13 protein-coding genes are annotated in these 17,195 nt (G+C 54.3%); 2 read left to right on the top strand and 11 right to left on the bottom strand.

Annotated features, from left to right (window positions below):
- Window positions 1-60 precede the first annotated feature (60 nt).
- Window positions 61-2,565 (top strand): EAL domain-containing protein, encoded by a 2,505-nt coding sequence (locus HS105_10080; GenBank protein MBE7516940.1) that lies wholly within the window; start codon window positions 61-63, stop codon window positions 2,563-2,565.
- 3 nt (window positions 2,566-2,568) lie between these two features.
- Here the strand turns inward: HS105_10080 and ispH are convergent, their stop codons facing one another.
- From ispH to HS105_10040, 8 genes are all read right to left on the bottom strand, one after another.
- A complete protein-coding gene (gene ispH, locus HS105_10075) occupies window positions 2,569-3,435 on the bottom strand; it encodes a 4-hydroxy-3-methylbut-2-enyl diphosphate reductase (GenBank protein MBE7516939.1) in 867 nt (288 codons plus the stop codon).
- Window positions 3,436-3,507: 72 nt separating this feature from the next.
- Window positions 3,508-4,791, bottom strand: a complete 1,284-nt coding sequence (locus tag HS105_10070) for a hypothetical protein (GenBank protein MBE7516938.1) — start codon at window positions 4,789-4,791, stop codon at window positions 3,508-3,510.
- Window positions 4,792-4,798: 7 nt separating this feature from the next.
- Entirely contained in the window at window positions 4,799-5,539 is a 741-nt protein-coding gene (locus HS105_10065) for a type III pantothenate kinase (protein MBE7516937.1), read from the bottom strand.
- A 30-nt stretch (window positions 5,540-5,569) separates the two neighbouring features.
- On the bottom strand, window positions 5,570-5,917 hold the full coding sequence (locus HS105_10060) for a hypothetical protein (protein ID MBE7516936.1): 348 nt from the start codon (window positions 5,915-5,917) through the stop codon (window positions 5,570-5,572).
- A 7-nt stretch (window positions 5,918-5,924) separates the two neighbouring features.
- The gene (locus HS105_10055) at window positions 5,925-6,659 is read right to left on the bottom strand and encodes a VanW family protein (GenBank protein MBE7516935.1); all 735 of its coding nucleotides are present in this window, start codon (window positions 6,657-6,659) and stop codon (window positions 5,925-5,927) included.
- Window positions 6,660-6,772: 113 nt separating this feature from the next.
- Window positions 6,773-7,510 carry a biotin--[acetyl-CoA-carboxylase] ligase gene (locus tag HS105_10050; protein ID MBE7516934.1) on the bottom strand — a complete coding sequence of 246 codons (738 nt, stop codon included), beginning with the start codon at window positions 7,508-7,510 and terminating at the stop codon, window positions 6,773-6,775.
- Entirely contained in the window at window positions 7,510-8,481 is a 972-nt protein-coding gene (egtD, locus tag HS105_10045; protein ID MBE7516933.1) for an L-histidine N(alpha)-methyltransferase, read from the bottom strand. Before egtD ends, HS105_10050 begins: the two co-directional genes overlap by 1 nt.
- A gap of 9 nt (window positions 8,482-8,490) precedes the next feature.
- Window positions 8,491-9,678: an ergothioneine biosynthesis protein EgtB gene (locus tag HS105_10040; protein ID MBE7516932.1), complete on the bottom strand. Its 1,188-nt coding sequence runs from the start codon at window positions 9,676-9,678 to the stop codon at window positions 8,491-8,493.
- Between the two features lie 620 nt (window positions 9,679-10,298).
- Between HS105_10040 and HS105_10035 the strand changes: the two genes are divergently transcribed.
- Window positions 10,299-12,929, top strand: a complete 2,631-nt coding sequence (locus tag HS105_10035) for a leucine--tRNA ligase (GenBank protein MBE7516931.1) — start codon at window positions 10,299-10,301, stop codon at window positions 12,927-12,929.
- 12 nt (window positions 12,930-12,941) lie between these two features.
- Here HS105_10035 and HS105_10030 read toward each other — a convergent pair whose 3' ends face one another.
- Genes HS105_10030 through HS105_10020 form a run of 3 tightly spaced genes read right to left on the bottom strand, consistent with a single transcriptional unit; the run spans window position 12,942 to window position 17,132 of the window.
- Window positions 12,942-13,877: an SDR family oxidoreductase gene (locus tag HS105_10030; GenBank protein ID MBE7516930.1), complete on the bottom strand. Its 936-nt coding sequence runs from the start codon at window positions 13,875-13,877 to the stop codon at window positions 12,942-12,944.
- 13 nt (window positions 13,878-13,890) lie between these two features.
- Window positions 13,891-16,236, bottom strand: coding sequence for a S9 family peptidase (locus tag HS105_10025; protein ID MBE7516929.1), 2,346 nt, complete (start codon window positions 16,234-16,236; stop codon window positions 13,891-13,893).
- 23 nt (window positions 16,237-16,259) lie between these two features.
- Window positions 16,260-17,132: a 5'-nucleotidase, lipoprotein e(P4) family gene (locus tag HS105_10020; protein MBE7516928.1), complete on the bottom strand. Its 873-nt coding sequence runs from the start codon at window positions 17,130-17,132 to the stop codon at window positions 16,260-16,262.
- Between the last annotated feature and the right edge of the window lie 63 nt (window positions 17,133-17,195).

Here is a 17,195-nt window from a genome sequence, read left to right as displayed (position 1 = left end):
CGGCTGTCCTCGTTAAAACTGTCGGGTCAATAACGCCGTTAATATGGATACGGCCAATCAATGAAGTATCCGAGACTCACATGGGCATACGCGATTTTGGTTTACGCGCTCGGCGCGGCTTCTATTGCTGTGTCCGTTTGGCTTATTGAGCCTGATCTGATCGACGTTCACCTAGTTCTCCTGTTCCTGTTCACGATAGGTGTCGGCTCGCGTATCACTATCCAAGTGCCGCGCTTCAAGGGTTATATTTCAGCCAGCGAGATATTCATTTTTCTCGCGCTGTTACTCTACGGCGGCCAGTTCGCCGTGCTGCTGGCCGCAGGCGATGCCTTCGCGACAAGCTGGCGTATCTGTAAGAAGCGATCTACGGTATTTTTCAATACGGCTACAATGGCGATCTCGACCGCCGTCGTATGGTTCGTGCTGCAGGTATTGGGCCTCTATACCGTCAGTCAGGTTCATGGCACCAGTGACTACCAAAAGAATTTTGTCGTCGCTCTTTCCGTAATTGCCATAACACAATTCATTACAAATACTGCTTTGGCCTCGTCGTACGGATCGCTGCGTGACAACACTCCGTTCTGGGATACTTGGAAGGTCAAGTACATTTGGTCCTTCTTCACATACCTGATAGGAGCGATAGGAGCAGGCTTGCTTGTTCAGCTCGGCGAGTATCTTGGCCTGAACATCATCGTTGCCACCTTTCCGATCTGTTTTTTCGTATTTCTCGGCTACCGGATGTATATGCGGAACGTCGAGGCATCGATGCGGCAGGCGGAACAGGCGGAGCAGTACGCACGCATACTCGAAACTCAATCAGAGGCCTTGCGCGAGTCAGAAGAGAGGTTTCGCAGCGCTTTCGATTACGCGCCGATCGGCATCGGCCTGCTGACGTCAACGGGCAAATGGCTCAAGGTCAACCATGCATTGACCCAGATCCTCGGTTACGGCGAAGAAGACTTCCTAATGATGGACTTTCAGTCAATAACCGTTCCGGAAGATCTCGGCATGGCGCTGATCAAGGTCCACGAGCTGTTGTCGGGCAAGATAGACAATTGCCAGATGGAGCAGCGTTATTTTCACAAGACCGGCCGTATCGTATGGGCATCGTGGAGCGTTTCAGCCGCCAGCGACGTTAGATCGAAACAGCCGAATTTGATCTTCCAGATACAGGATATTACTCAGAAAAAGAACGATCAGCAGAAGCTTGAATATGAGGCGACCCACGATCAGCTTACCGGGCTGCCGAATCGTTCCTACTTCCTTACACGTTTGACCACAGCCCTCGAAAAGGTTCATTCGATCCAAGGGTATCAGGTGAGCGTGTTGTTTATCGACCTCGACCGGTTCAAGGTCGTCAACGACAGTCTCGGGCATCTTATCGGCGACCTTCTCCTAAAGGGTATTGCAGAACGGCTGAATGAATGTATGAGGCCGGCGGACATCGTTGCTCGGCTCGGCGGGGACGAATTTACCATTCTTGTCGAGGGTGTGTTCGATGCAGCCGAGGTTACGCGGATCGCGGATCGGATTCAGCATCAGCTCACGGTTCCGTTCGACCTTAACGGGCACATCGTCTATACATCTGCCAGCATCGGTGTCCTTCATGCATCCGAGAAGCATTTTACTGCCGAGGATATGATGCGTGATGCGGACACGGCAATGTATCAGGCAAAACGTGCCGGCAAGGCAAGACATGCGGTCTTTGATGAGGAAATGCACAAGGCCGCCCGCGAAACCCTTCAGCTCGAAACGGATCTCCGTCGAGCTGTCGAACATGACGAGTTGGCGGTCCGGTATCAGCCGATCCTTGATCTTGAGAGCGGGCGTATCACCGGCGTCGAAGCTTTGGCTCGGTGGTATCACCCGACCTTGGGCCATATATCGCCCGGCAAGTTCATACCTCTTGCAGAGGAAATTGGGCTTATCGATCAGCTTTGCGCGCAAGTGCTTCACCGTTCGTGTACCGAGATCAGGTCGCTGCAAGACCGCCGCAGCAAAGACCGTCAGCTTACGATGAGCGTCAATCTGTCGAGTCGGCAGTTCGCACAAGGCTCGCTCGTTCAGAGCATTTGTTCGATATTGGATGAAACGGGCTTTGCTCCGAGAGATCTCCATGTCGAGATCACGGAATCAGTATTTTTTGAGCACGCTGACAGTTCGGTTGCTATGCTGAATCACCTTCGGGGTCTTGGGATCGACATTCATATTGATGATTTCGGTACGGGATACTCGAACCTCAGCTATCTGATGAGGCTACCGATCTCGACACTCAAAATAGACCGCTCATTCATCTCTATCGTGGATGATGACGGCAGCAACGACGCCGTTGTAGAAGCCATCATTGCACTGGCACGCAAGCTGAGCCTGCGCGTCATTGCTGAGGGCGTTGAGACGCAAGGGCAATTGGAGCGGCTGAAAGAATTAGGATGCGAAGGTGCTCAAGGCTACTACTTTGCCTCGCCGATGGAGTTTACAGAGTTAAAGAAATTCCTCGGCAAAGCAGCGATCCGCGATTCGAACTTGCCGATGGCGGATGTGCCGGTGATCGAGGCGATACAGTAGGGGTCAGGCATTAGCTGCGACTTCGAGATCTCGGCCGATATCTTCAAGGTGCGCGACCACTTTTTTGATAAGCCATTCGGGAGTCGAAGCACCGGCAGTTACGCCCACAACATTCACTCCGACGAGATCGTTAGGGTCGATCTCTTCTTCGGTCTCGATCAAAAAGCTCTTTTCGCAATTCTCTTTACAAACGGCCAAGAGCTTTACGCTGTTCGATGAATGGCGCCCGCCGATGATATAGAAGGCCTCGACCATCGTTGACAGTGATCGTGCTGCGTCCTGCCGGTCGCGCGTTGCGGAGCAGATGGTGTTCACTACGCGAACATTTCCCGTCGAGCGGGCTTTTACAGCTTCGGCGGTGTCGAAGAATGTCTTTGCCTTGATGGTGGTCTGGGCCACGACGATCGGGTCGCGAAGCATCGGCAGCGAAGCAACCTCTGTCTCGTCATGTACAACAAAAGCGTGGTCAGGCGCATAGCCCTTAACGCCGATCATCTCAGGATGCTCGGGATTGCCGACAATAACGATGTTCTGATCGTTGGCGGCGGCACGAGCGGCGAGTTTTTGGACGCGGGTAACGAAAGGACAGGTCGCGTCAACAACGCGGGTTGCCGTCATTTCAAGCTGATGCTGAACTTCGGGTGTTACGCCGTGCGCACGTATAACCGCGGTTTCTCCGCTTAAAACCTCCGAAGGGTCGGTCATCGTAACAACGCCTTCGTTTGCCAGGCGCTGCATTTCCTGCTCGTTGTGGATTAGCGGTCCGAGTGTACGAACCTTTTCGCCGTCGCTTAACGCGGCCTCGACCATATCGACCGCACGTTCGACTCCAAAACAAAACCCGTATTCATTCGCAAGCAATACCTTCATCTTTCCCCCTGCAAGCTTTCCCCTGCGTATAATCTTACCAAACCAAAAACGCGGAAACGAACTCAAGCGGATCTAGCGGACAGGGTCGCGGAGTATTGCGGCGGCGGCAGCGGCAGCCAACGACGCGACTGAACGATCCGGCTCGCGAAGCTCGGCGATCTGGCAAAGAGCCTCACCGGTACGCGAAAGCAGGCGTATTAGGTCGCCGGGCTCAGCCCGTGTCGCAGCGGTCAACTCGTCCCATTCAATTCCTTGTGCCCATCGGGCAGCAGATGTCGCGGCCGACGCATTCAGTTCATCGGCCGGTGCTACACCAAATTTCCACTCGATCTCGGCAACTGTCTGCATCACTTCTTCCAACTGATCAATGCAGCCGGCCAAACGGTTCGACATTCGAAGCATCCCGTAATTTCTATCCGGGTCGGATGCGATCGCTGCTATCAAGGCTGCAAGATCCGGCGGCGTGAGCCCGTCGAAAATGCCCGCCCGCAGCGCCTCGCCGACGATAAGAGGTCTGTCAATGCGAAGATCGGCAAGCCACTTTCCGTCAGCGGTCACGGCCTCTGACGCGAGGTCGATGTACCCAAGCTTGTCGAGCACCTTCGCCCGCCTTTCAAACGGAAGCCAGAGGCCGTCGCTTTGGCGTTGAGGCGTGCTTTTTCCTGTTGCCGAGCGAAATGCAAAGCTCTTCTCGGCAACCTCGCGAACCTGTGCAAGGCTGCCGTAAGCATCGAGCAAGTTGAGCAGGCTGGTATATGTCGCACGGAATTTACTTTCTAGCGGATCGGGTTTTGCCGACAGAAGCTCGGCGATTTTCCGAATATTCTGGAAAGGGCCCGGAACGAGGACAACAAAGCCGACCTTGTCGCGTCCGCGGCGGCCTGCGCGTCCCGTCATTTGCTGCAATTCGCTTGCGGACAATGGCCGCCAACCGTCGTTGCCGCGTGTATCGGCATTGCTGATCACGACGGTGCGTGCAGGGAAATCGACGCCCGCGGCGACGGTCGATGTTGCAAATATCGTGTCGAGCAGGCCTGCAGCCATCATTTTTTCGACAAGCAGCTTCCACGCAGGGACGTGTCCCGCGTGATGCGATGCGACGCCTGAATTGATGATCGCCTGTGCTTGCTTGTGTCCGGCTATCTCAGGGTGCCCGGTGCTGAATTCAGAGAACAGCTCCTGACGCTTACTCCGCTTTTGTTCGTTCGCGGGTTGCGAGCGGTCATTGCGGATGTCCTGTACGGCCTCATCGCAGCGTCGGCGCGTCGGCAAAAAGACTATTGCCGGCAGCAGGTTATGCTGTCGAAGAGCGCTGATGAGCTTTCGCGGCGGAAGTTCGATCCGTGAAGCATTCATTTGAATTTCAGCTGAGCGCCAATCTCTGAAGGCCCTTTAGAAGCAGGTCCTCATCTACGATATCGATGATATCGGTATTCTCATCGACCAGCATTGCCCTTCCGCCCGTCGCAATGACCCTAATATCGCCGCCGGCCTCATTCTTGATCCGACGGATCAGCCCTGAGACCATTTCCACATAACCGTTCACGATCCCTGAGCGGAGTGATCCCTCGGTCGTATTCTGGAGTACGCTTTTCGGAGCCGCAAGCTCAACTTCGGGCAGCAGCGGAGCAGCGATGTGCAGCGCTTTCGGCAAGGTATCAAGGCCGGGAGCGATCAGGCCGCCGATCAAGCGCCGTTCGCTATCGACCAGATCGATCGTCGTTGCCGTGCCAAAACTGCACACGATCGTTGGTACGCCGTAAATTGCAGCTGCGGCGGAAGCGTTCACGAGCCGGTCGGTGCCTGCAGCCTCGATCGGAAAATAGTTGACCGTAATACCCAGTTCATCGGTATTTTCGATGACACGCACGCTAAACGCGAGATGCGAGCTCATGAGTTCTTTTACGGGTACGAGGGCTTCGGGAACGACCGAGCAGATCACAGCTGATGCGATATTCGGCGGCAGTTGTGCGGCGAGCGCGTCATTTAGACTGCTTGCCGACGCCTTGCGGTCTGTCGGGATGGTTATCTTGTCGATGAGTGATTCGCCGTCGAAAACACCGATCTTGATGTTGGTGTTGCCAATGTCAACGGCTAACAACATTACACTGCGGATCCTGCAATGACGGCCTGCTTATCCGTGAAGCGGAAGGCCGTCGTAAACGACGCTCCACCCGCGCGATATGCTTGTATTCAGGTCACGATCGAACGAGTCTGCGGCAACACCGGCGTCCTTATAAAGCTGAACGGCAGGCACGGCTTCTCGCGGATCGACACGGCATATCGCAGCTCCGACGATACCCGTCTTTAGACAAAGAAGAGCGACCATATCATTCTTCTTCATAATGGCCGTTCGGGTCGAGACCACGTTCACCCAATCATCGTCATCCTCGATCGGAATGAACTCGCCTTCACCGGGCGACACGAGATCCGCTTCTTCGTCAAGGTCAAGATCGGGGTCAAACTCTAGTTCGTCGTTCATAGGCTTTTTACAAAGTACACTCTTCGGCCGAAAAACTCAATTCATACTTGATCTCGGCGTGATTGCGCACGATCAGTTCATCGCCTGTGTGTACGCCGGTGCGCCGGTCGATGACCTCACGCCAGATCTCATTTTCTCGAAATATCTTATCGCCGATACGCTCAAATCTGTGTTCTTTTTCCACTATATGGTAGCTGAAAGGCGTCGGGCCGCCGCTTAAGATCGAGCCTTTCAGGTGATCGTCAGTAACCTCGACCCTTAGTTGGAACGTGATCTCGGTCGGATTATGGAATCGCAGGTCGATGTAGTTGTAAAAAACGCCGGCACCCGATCCGAAGGGCAGCACCCGATTCTCATCAGGGAACGGGTCGAAACTGTGATGATGCCGCTCTACCACAACCAGCGGAGTATGAAGGGCCATCCAATAAAGGAGGTTGGCAAGCTGGCACAGGCCGCCGCCGACACCGCGTACGACCTCGCCGCGCGAAAGCTGCATGCCTTCGAGATAGCCTTTCGCCGCGGTCGCTTCACCGACCCTTTTCCAGAATGAAAAGGTTTCGCCCGGCTTTATCAAGAGGCCGTCGATCGTAGGGCATGCGATCTTGAGATTCGCGACCTTGTTCTCCTGCAGCAGCGGATCGGAGTTCCCGAGCTTGCGGCGAAGGAGCGAGCGGTGTTTCTTGCAGGAGAATGCCAGATCGCTTGTACTTTGTTCTGAGGCGAAGCTAACACCGCTGCTCATATCTGAAAGCCGGCGAAAAAAACGCTTTTGCCAGATGCGCGCACGATAGAACAGAGGGTGTATTTCAGAAAGTCTTTTTCTCACACAGCTTATGGAGCGGTACCGCGGAAAGATCAGATGCTTCTGAGACGCTCGACCTCGCCCGAACGGATAATGTTAACGCTGCCGTCGGGAAGTTTAACACGTAAACCGCCGTCCGGCTCAAGCCCGTCAGTAATACCTTCGATCGTTGATGTGCCAAGGGTTGCACGAATGGCCTTTCCGGCAAAATAACTTGAGCGTTCGGCCCATTCCGCGATGGTCTCGCCGCAGCCGCCCTCGGCCAAAAGGCGCGTGTAGCGGTCCGTCAAACGGCGCAGTAATATTCGCTCGATCGTTTCTGCATTAATGCGTACGCCTTGATCGCTGAGGGATGTGGCAATTGCTGCGATCTCGGGCGGCAGGCCCTCGGATCTTATATTGATGCCGATACCTACGATAACCGCGCGGCCGAGCGGTGTCTCGATCGTCTCTGCGAGTATCCCGCTTATCTTTCGCTCGCCGATCAAGACGTCATTTACCCACTTAATATCCGGCCGGAGACCGATCTCGTGCATTGTATCGTGCACCGCGAGGCCTGCCATCAGCGTCATAAGCGGCAGGGATCGCGGTTCGATGGCCGGACGGAGGACGATGCTCAGATAAAGGCCCGTGCCTTTGCTGCCGGCCCATCTGCGGCCAAGACGGCCGCGGCCTGCGGTTTGTTCGGCGGCAATGATGCAGGTGCCTTCGGCCGCTCCGCGTCCGGCCTGCTCGGCCGCCTCGGTATTGGTAGAAGGCAAGGAGTCAAAACGGATGACATTTATTTGCATTAATTCGTCGGAGCCCAAAGCGAGTCGCAGTAGTATTGCCGGTCATCAAGAAAATTCTGTTCGATCGAGAAGCCGCTCGCTTCGGCAAGGCGGTCGATCGCGGCCATCGAATATTTCTGTGACACCTCAACGAATACGGCTTCCCATTCGTCAAAGTTGAACGATCGGCCAAGGGCCTCAATATTAACCGTTTGAGCTTCACCGCTGATAAGGTATGAGCGGGCCGCCCCATTGATCGGATCGTAGATCGAGTGGTGCGAGAATTTTGCAACGTCAAAATCGCCGCCGAATTCGCGATCTATTCGTTTCAGCAGGTTGAGGTTGAACCGGGCAGTCACGCCCGCATCGTCGTCATACGCGGCTGCAATGACATACGGATCCTTCTGCAGGTCGAAACCGACGAGGAGAAGGTCGCGGCTGTTCATCACCGTGTGCAGCGAACGGAAAAGCTCGACGGCCGCGTCATGCGAATAATTGCCGATGTTCGACCCGAGAAACAGGAGCACCTTTCGCCGTTCGGAAGTGTGCTTGAGCGAGGCGAGTATCTTCAAATAATCGCCGTCGAGAAGGTTCACTTTCAACATCGGGAATTTCTCAGAGAATGTTCTGCCGAGGCCGCTAAGGGCCTCCTGCGATATGTCGATAGCTGAGTAGGTGACATCGACGGACCGCGCAAGGGATCGATCGATCAAGATCGCTGTCTTCGAGCCGTCGCCGGCACCGAGCTCTATGAGGTCAAAGGCATTCTCGCTGCCTGCGAAAGCCTCGAGTATCTCCGCCGCCTGCGTTTCAAATATCGCCCGTTCACAGTTTGTCAGGTAATACTCGGGCAGTTTCATTATCTCTTGGAAGAGCCTTGACCCCTCGCTGTCGTAAAAATACTTTGACGAGAGGTACTTTGGCGAAGCGGACAAGCCCTTGAGGACGTCGTCCGCAAATTGCGTGATCTCAGTTGTGGAATTGCCCTGCATCGTCAGCACCTATTTACGACAAAGCCTGATGCCGGTGAATTGCCAGCGGAGCCTCGGCTGGAAGAAATTGCGGTATGTCGGGCGGCTGTGGCCTTTAGGAGTTGCTACCGACGCCCCGCGAAGCACCATCTGATCGATCATGAACTTGCCGTTGTATTCACCGACCGCGCCGGTTCCTTTTGCAAAGTGCGGATACGGCAGATATGCCGAATTCGTCCACTCCCAACGCAGGCCCCATCGGAATTTCTGATTCGCGGCTTCCCACTCGAATTCGGTCGGAAGGCGCTCGCCCTTCCACTCAGCGAACGCGGCGGCCTCATAGAAGGAGATATGGCACACAGGCGCATCAAGCGGCAACGGCCTCAAACCTGACAGCGTGTAGTGCATATAGCCGCCATCCCGCTTGTGCCAATACAACGGGCTGTCTGCGTTGTTCCGGTTTACCCAATCCCAGCCGTCTGCGTGCCAAAGGTAGTGGATCCGATAGCCGCCGTCGTTGATGAATTCAATGAACTCGGCATTTGTTACGAGCGAGCTTGCGATCTGGCAGCCGTCCAGCCAAACCTTGTGCCGTGCAAGTTCATTGTCGAAGCAGAAGCCATCGCCCGCATAGCCGATCTCATAAAGGCCTTCTTCAATGTCAACAAAGCCGCCGTCTGCGTCCATCGCAGCCTCTTCCGGAGCAAAACCTTCGCAGTACACAGGAAATATCGGATTTACGCTAAACGTATATTTCAAGTCGGTCAAAAAGAGTTCCTGATGCTGCTGCTCGTGATTAAGGCCGAGGACGAAGATCGCTTCGGTTTCGGCGTCAAGCGGCTCGCCTGACGTCAAAAGTTCCAACATCTTCTCATCGACATACTTGCGATATTCGTAAACTCGCTTGACCGTCGGTCGGCTGAGCCACCCTCGGCGATCCCGTTGGGTTCGCTCACCGACGGTGTTGTAGTAACTGTTAAATAGGAATGCAAAATGCGGGTCGAAACGCTCATAGCCCTTTCGCTTCGAGAGGATCATTTCTTCAAAGAACCACGTCGTATGAGCGATATTCCACCTTGGCGGTGAAACATCTACCACGGGCTGCGGTACGTAATCTTCGATCTCAAGCGGCTCGCAGAGCCGTTCCGTCTCGCCGCGAACTTTTGAATAGAGATCAGCCAGGCTTTCGCCCGGTTCATTTTTCTTTACTGCCTGCATAATTCAATTAAAACAGATCATACGGCACATTAAGAAATGTGCTGCACCTGCCAGGCAGAGCTCATACGCCGCATCGCCTCCCATTCGCTCACCTGCCTTGCGCGCCTGTTCTCGGGCGAGTCGGCAAGAAATGCAATGAGTTCATCGGCAAGGCGGCCATGCTGAACGGGCAACATGCGTTGCGCAGTTCCTTTGTGTTTTGGCCTTTTCTCGGGGGAAGTTTGAGCGGTTGCGGAATGTGTGCGTTCGACCATCGTGAGCCTCCATTTGCGGAGCAGACGGACGACGTGCGTGGATCAAGTACCGGTGTTCTCGTGCGTCTGCATGAATATCGGTTTTACCATTAAATTCCTTGCTTTGAGCAGTTCATTCAGTTCTCAGAGCATTCATATCATACCACATTGTTTTTATGAAAAGAAGGTTCAATTGGACATAGGCGGCTGTTGTGCGATAGCATCGCTCAATGGTATTTGCCGATCAAATGCTCGCCCTTAGATAGCCGCCTCGCCCTTACGGGCGATGTGCGGCGTTTCCTTCCTTCAAATTGCAGTTCGCAATAGTGGATGAGTTTCTACTTATCCGTTAACATATTGATTTTCATTTTGATTTTCAGCGGTTCAATGGACGATAAATATTTCGCAAAAAAGATCGAGCAAAAATGGCAGCAAAAGTGGGCCGAGGGCGGAACGTTTGCGGCCGAACCCGATGATGCGCGGCCAAAATTCTACGCACTCGAGATGCTGCCGTATCCTTCGGGCAATCTTCACATGGGCCATGTGCGGAACTATTCCGCGGGGGATGCTCTCGCATGGTTCAAGCGTCTGAAGGGCTTTAACGTGCTGCACCCTATCGGTTGGGATTCGTTCGGCCAGCCTGCCGAAGATGCCGCCGTTAAACGCGGTGTCAATCCCCGCGAGTGGACTGAAGAGAACATCGCCGTGATGCGTGCCCAGCTTCAGCATCTCGGTCTTAGCTACGATTGGCGGCGTCAAATGTACGCGCATCGGCCGGAGTACTATAAGTTCGACCAATGGTTTTTCCTGAAGATGTTCGAGATGGGCCTGGCGTACAAGCGTATGACACAGGTCAATTGGTGCGAGACCGATCAGGCGACGCTTTCGAATGAGCAGGCCAGCGGCGGCCTCTGTTGGCGCTGCGGCAATCCGGTAACCAAGAAAGATCTCGAGCAGTGGTTCCTGCGAACGACGGCTTATACGGGACAGCTCCTTGACGATATGACCGAGATCGAGGAGGGTTGGCCGTCGAACGTGCTCAAGCGGCAGAGTGACTGGATCGGCCGTTCCGATGGGGCATTCGTCGAGTTCTCATTCGTCGATCATAAGGACAAAGTGCCTGCGATCCGCGTCTTTACGACACGTATTGACACGATCTATGGCGCGACGGCCGTTGTCCTTGCTCCTGAACATCCGGCGATAGCGGCCCTGCGCGACGGCCTGAGCAGTGAAGTTATGGCAAAGATCGATGCCATGGCCGCCGAGAATCTCAAACCGAAGGAACGCGATGAGGAGATAGAAAAGGACGGCATCGACACCGGCCTAAGGGCACTCAATCCGTTCAGCGGCGACGAGGTGCCGATATGGGTCGGTAACTATGTAATGATCGATTACGGAACGGGAGCGGTAATGTCAGTTCCGGCCCATGACGAACGCGATCATGAGTTCGCGTCGAAATTCGGGCTTCCGATCCTAAAGGTGATCGAGCCGTCGGGCAATGATGCCGAACCCAGCTCTGCCGAGTCGCCGTTCACCGAATATGGGACGCTTGTGAACTCAGGCAAGTGGTCGCGAATGACAAGTGAGGACGCACGGAGCGAGATGACCGCCTTTGCCGCCGAACACGGCTTTGGCGAAGCCGCCGTAACCTATCGGCTGCGCGATTGGGGCATCTCACGCCAGCGTTTTTGGGGCTCACCGATACCAATAGTCTATTGTGCGGGCTGCGGCGTCGTACCCGAAAAGTACGAAGCGCTTCCGGTAACTTTGCCCGAGACCGCTCCTTTTACCGGCACGGGCGAATCGCCGCTTGCGAAGGTTCCGGAGTTCTACGAAACAGCGTGTCCGAAATGCGGCGGAGATGCCAGACGCGAAACGGATACGATGGATACGTTCGTCGATTCGTCATGGTATTACTATCGCTATCTTGATGTTAATAACCGCGAGTTGCCGTTCGATCCGGCCGCGGCAGCATACTGGGTTCCTGTCGATCAATATATCGGCGGCGATGACCACGCTGTGATGCATCTGATCTACGCGCGCTTCTGGACGAAGGTTATGCGTGACCTCGGGCTTGTTTCATTCAATGAGCCGTTCAAAAGGCTTCTGACGCAGGGGATGGTCGTCGGCGAGACGTTCTTTGACGATTCAACAGGCAAGCGTGTCTATCATAAGCCCGACGATGTAACGATCGAGCGTGATGCCAAAGGCCGCATTACAAAGGCTTTATCATCAGGCGGCACCTCGCTCAAATACGCGATCGAGCGTATGTCAAAGAGCAAAGGAAACGGTGTAGATCCTGATGAGATGGTCGATATCTACGGTGCCGATGCTGCGCGGTTGTTCATTCTCTTCGCCGCGCCGATCGAGAACGAACTCGTCTGGAACGAGGCCGGTATTGAGGGAGCCGTTCGGTTTCTCCAGCGGATATGGCGGCAGGTGCATAAGTGGCACGGCGTCGCCGCTTCGCATGGCCGCCAAAGCGGCAGTGAGTTCTCCGACAGCACGGCAAGGGCCCTTCAGCGGAAGACGCACCAAACCATCAAGCGGGTTTCGGACAGCCTCGAGAGCCTGCAGTTCAACACGCCCGTCGCGGCATTGATGGAGCTTTCGAATGCCATAGGTGAGATCAGTGTTGAAGCCGATTCAGCAGATGCGGATGTAAAGGGTGCTGTTTGCTCAGCACTGGAGTCGCTCGTGCTGATGCTTGCACCTTTTGCACCGCATGTCGCTGAAGAGCTTTATGCCGAACTGATCGGTAATGATCGCGGCATACTGGCTAATGGTGCGGCCTTTCCCGAATATAATGAAGAACTTGCGAAAGAAGAGATGATCGAGATCGCTGTCCAAGTGAACGGCAAACTCAGAAGCCGCGTGATGGCAGCTCCTGATGCCTCGAATTACGCACTTGAAACGAGCGCGTTCGCAGATGAGAAGGTGAGGGAATATACCGATGCGAAACAGGTCGTCAAGGTCATTGTTGTTCCCGGGCGGCTTGTAAATATTGTGGTCCGCTGAGCCGCATCGCTGTCAACTTAGTATTCGCTCAAAATATTTGAACGTCCGTTTTAGCCCCTCGCTCAGCGGCACCGTTGGAGACCAGCCAAGTTCATTTTGAGCGCGTTCTATATTCGGCCGCCGCTGCTTCGGATCGTCAGCCGGAAGATCGCGATATTCGATCGCGATCTCACGCCCGGAGACCTTGCCGACCTCTTCGGCAAGTTCCTTCATAGTAAATTCGCCCGGATTGCCTATGTTCACGGGCAAGTGTATGTCTTCGGATTCCTTGTTCATCAGTCTGACGAGGCCTTCGACAAGGTCGCTCACATAACAAAATGAGCGCGTCTGGCTGCCGTCGCCGTATATCGTCAGCGGTGTGCCGCGAAGAGCCTGAACAATGAAATTTGACACAACACGGCCGTCGTTCTCGAGCATGCGTTCGCCGTAAGTGTTGAAAATACGGACGATCCGTGTATCGACGCCGCTCTGTCGGTGATAATCCATCATCAGCGTTTCGGCGACGCGTTTGCCTTCGTCATAGCAGCTCCGCAGCCCGATCGGATTCACATTCCCCCAATAACTCTCGGTCTGCGGATGCTCGTGCGGGTCGCCGTAAACTTCGCTCGTCGAAGCCTGAAGGATCCGTGCGTGAACACGTTTTGCAAGGCCCAGCATATTAAGCGTGCCCATGACGTTGGTCTTTACGGTCTTTACCGGATTGTATTGGTAATGAACCGGTGAAGCAGGGCAGGCAAGATTGTAGATCTGATCAACCTCAAGCAGTATCGGCTCGGTTACGTCGTGCCGCACAAGCTCAAATGCTTTATTGTCAAGCAGATGCGTGATGTTCTGCTTTCTGCCGGTGAAAAAATTGTCGAGGCATATCACTTCTTGGCCATCGTTGAGCAGACGTTCGCAAAGGTGTGAGCCGATAAACCCGGCACCGCCGGTAATCAATATTCGCATAGTTTAGGTTAGCTCAAGGCGTGAGCATCGGTTGTTTCAAGTGTTCTTCAAAGAACGCCAGGATGCGTTCATACTCGTCCGTCCAGCTTTCGGGCCGTACAAATCCGTGATCTTCCGACGGATAGAGCATCGCCTCGAAATACTTTGTCTTGCCGAGCCGGATGAGTTTTTCGATCAATTGTATCGAGTCCTGCACGTGGACGTTGCTGTCCGACATCCCGTGCAATATCAGCAGCGGCCGCTCGAGCTTATCCGCGTAGCTGATCGGCGACGAGCGCTTATAAGCTTCCGGATTCTTTTCGGGAAAGCCGAGCCGCTGCACCGTATAGCCGGGCGATGAAGCATAGTAATTCTTCCAATCGGCGACCGGACGAAGTGCGGCTGCGGCAGCGGTCCTTTCCGGGGCACGCATCGCAAGCATCTCTGCCATGAACCCGCCGTAACTGCCGCCGTAAACGCCGATCCGTGATCGTTCAACGCCGTAATTCTTTACCATAAAATCAATGGCGTCAATATGATCGTCGAGATCCATGCCGCCAAGGAAATCAAAGACATCGGTTCGCCAATCGCGTCCGTAGCCCGCGGAGCCGCGATAATCGATGTCCAACACGACATAGCCTTTCTGCGTTAGCATTTCGTTGAACATGAATTCACGGTAGTAGTTGTTCCAGCCGTTGATCGTATTCTGAAGGTAGCCCGCTCCGTGGACAAAGATGACCATCGGATACTTTCGCTTAGCGTCATGTCCGGCGGGAAGATAGACCTTTGAGGCGATCTCCTTTCCGTCACGCGTCGGAATATTCACAAATTTTGGAACTGAGTTCCATCGCTCGGCAAATTTTTCGGGTGCGGTGTGTGTTAGTCGGACAGGCGGCGTCTCCGTCTTATCACAAGCAGCCGCGCCAAAACAGAGAGGCCGCGAGTACAATTCCGTCGGCTCATTCCAACGCGATACGCCATAGAGCGCACGATTATTCTTGTCCTCCGACGATATTTGCGGCGTATCGATCGTAGCAGCCAAGCGTTCGGTAAGCGGATCGTCAGTGATCTTGCCGTCCGGCGTAACCGCTGCGATGCTGCGTGTGGACGTGCCTTTTCTTGTGGAAAGAAAATAGATCTGAGACGCTCTCGGATCCCATTTTGCCCACTCGACCTGCCAAGGCCCTCGTGTAAGCTGCTCGATCGAAATGCTGTCCTTTAGAGCAACACCGCCGGCGTCCTGCCCTTTAATGATCGTTGCCAAGTATATGTGGTTAAAACCGTCCTTTTCTGAGCAAAAGAATAGGCGTCTCGCGTCACTCGGATCAGGTTCAAATATTGCCGAGAGCGGAGCCTGCCACTTCGGATCGGTTTCCTCTGTTACGGTGACGGCCTGCTCGTCCGTGCTTCCCGCACTGCTCACATAAAAGATGACGCGGCGTTTCAGATCCAGATCTACGCGGTCAACGATCAGCTCGCGGTTGTCGGCAGCCCACTTTATTCCGCGAAAATTGCCGACGCCTTCAGCCTTTGGCAGTTTGACCTCGGAAGGTGTTGTGCGGCTGCCGTCAGTTGCCGTTACAAAGAGTTTCTGCTCTGCCCAACCGCGGCGTGTCTGCGACGCCTCGACAAATTCACCTAAATAACCGGGCACGATCAGCGATCGGTATTTCGACGTATCTGAAACAACGTAAGCAACCAGTTTGCCGTCCTTACTTACTGAAGCATTGCCGACCGAAACGAACTTTGCGGCGTCGGCCTCGCGTGAGATCTGCGTCGTTACCGCATCCGCAGTGTTCAGGATGAACAGATTTCCCGATTGCAGATAAAGTATCCGATCGTTATCGATAAAACGCGGAGCAACCTCGGCAGTTTGAGTGTTCGTGTAGCGTTTTGGCGTCCTCTCGCCAAGGGTAAGTACATAAAGGTCGCCGCCCGCGGAGAAAACGAGTTTCTTTGAATCCGGCGACCACTCGAAGCTTCCTAACGCACGTTCGCGTTCCTTTACAAAGTCGTCCCGTACGGTCAAACCATAATCGAGTTTGTTCTCCTTTACAGGCCGAGGCGCGGCCGGCGGCATATCCGAAAGCCGCAAAATGACCTGAGCTTCGCCGCCATCCGCCGGCACCAGATAGAGGTCAAGCGGCAGTCGGCCTTGGGCGTTCCAAAGAAAGATGGCCTTTGTGCCGTCCGGCGAGAGCTTTTCGCCTTCAGCCCTCATCCCTGCGATCGACGGCTCGGCCATTATTTCACGAACCGTAAGTGCCTGCGGCGCGGCCGTGATCGCAGAATACAGCAATAATACCGCTGCGAGCAGCGTTGCACGCAGCGATCGCCGAGTGGCCGGATACCGTTCATTCGCAATGAGTTTTGTTCTCACAAGCCTATATTGGGCTCCTTGCCCTACGGCAGTTCCAGAGCATTAAGCCGCATCTGTTCCTTCTCGGCTTCCGTAAGCTTTCCGTTGTATCCGTAGATGGCGTTTTCCCAAGTGCCGTACATAGCGTTCGGCAGCATTATGTAGCGTTTGCCGAAAAGGCCTTTTGCCTTATCAACTTCCGCAAAACGCTCAGCTATCGATCTGTGCTCGAAAACGCTTGAGTGATCATCAAGATTGTCGCCTATGAAGAAAACGATGCGATACTTTTTACGAATGATGTCGCGGCGCGGATCCTTTGCAGAAATGAGCTTGCCGTCCGGGCCTTTTTCACGCAGCATCACATTCTCTGTCGAGATGTCATGAAACCCGGCGCTCTTCAGGTTGTCGATCGTTGCCCGGAGCTGCGGCTCGCGGTCGCGGTTCGATACGTAGAAGACCTTGACGCCTTTTGACGTCGCATAGTTCAGGAACTCGACAGCTCCGGGGATCGGTTTTGCTTTTCGCATTTCGCCCCAGCGATACCACTGGTTCAGGTCGAACGGCAGATGATTGACGATATTGAATGCCTGCGCGGGCGAGTTGTCCAAGACCGTCTCATCAATATCGACCATTATCGCCCGAGGTTTCTTTCGCTCGGCTTTCGGCAGTTTCTTGACGTTCTTCTTATCCATGTCCGCATCAAGCCGCCAATGCGCGATGTTGTACGCCTGATACGCAAGGGCGCGATACTCCGCCGCTTTCTGCATATAAAGCGTTCCGCCGAGCTGATAATCAACATTGGCGGCAGGCTTGGCGGGCGCCGTGCCCTGCTGCGCACTGGAAATTGTGATGAAGTGCGTCGAAACCACCGTGACAGCGGCAAGAGCCGCATTGAGCAATACAATTTTAGCTTTCATAACGATCGTACCAAACGGGTCGTTATGATTATATGAGATTTTTGAACAAAATGAAGACAGGAT

Origin of the sequence: Chloracidobacterium sp., assembly GCA_015075585.1 — a bacterium.
Taxonomy (GTDB): domain Bacteria; phylum Acidobacteriota; class Blastocatellia; order Pyrinomonadales; family Pyrinomonadaceae; genus OLB17.
Note: the sequence above shows the minus strand (reverse complement) of the source record. Positions and strands in the feature narration are given on the sequence as shown.